Genomic DNA, 612 nt, shown 5'->3' with positions numbered 1-612 from the left:
GAGCGCTGTGCTGTTGCTCTTGGATTTAATAGTGGCGGTGATACGATGCGTGCGCTGGCAGAAAAGTCAGATGTTTGGTTGAACACGCTTAAGCAGCCTGCACTGTGTGATCAGCTTGCCACTGAGCTTAATAATAATACGCTTATTAGTAATCAAGACCGCGCCGCTCGTCTCAAACGTATGTTACGTAAAGGCAAGACAGGCGATATTATGGCATTATCATCACGTCTTGGTACGCCGATTCCTTATTCTACGTTAAGCGAGATTCAGCTTAATCCAAGTGCTTATTTTGGTCGCTTTAGCATGCAGCCTAATAACCAAACCAACCAGTATTTATATCTATATGCTATAGGACGACTCGCTGAAAAGTCATACCGTGAAGCTGCTCTGCAGTTAGATTTTGATATCAAACAAGACAATCAGCGTTCAGCCAAATTATTGAATGATGATACACGTCGCTACGCTTACCGTATTCTAGGGGTAGAGCGTATGAACCACACCACTGATGATGGTTTTAGCGCTGAGGCTATCGACTGGTTTCGCAACAGCTTAGACGATGATTTTAACTTTGAAGAAGCTGAAGATTATGCGATGGCTGCTATCCGTTTCAGT

Annotated in this window: 1 pseudogene; it reads left to right on the top strand. The window is 43.8% G+C overall.

Annotated features, from left to right (window positions below):
- A pseudogene (locus ACS8FD_RS22205) lies at positions 1 to 612 on the top strand (lytic transglycosylase domain-containing protein); the annotation flags it as partial.

The sequence above is a fragment of the Psychrobacter sp. 1U2 genome (assembly GCF_051847575.1).
Note: the sequence above shows the minus strand (reverse complement) of the source record. Positions and strands in the feature narration are given on the sequence as shown.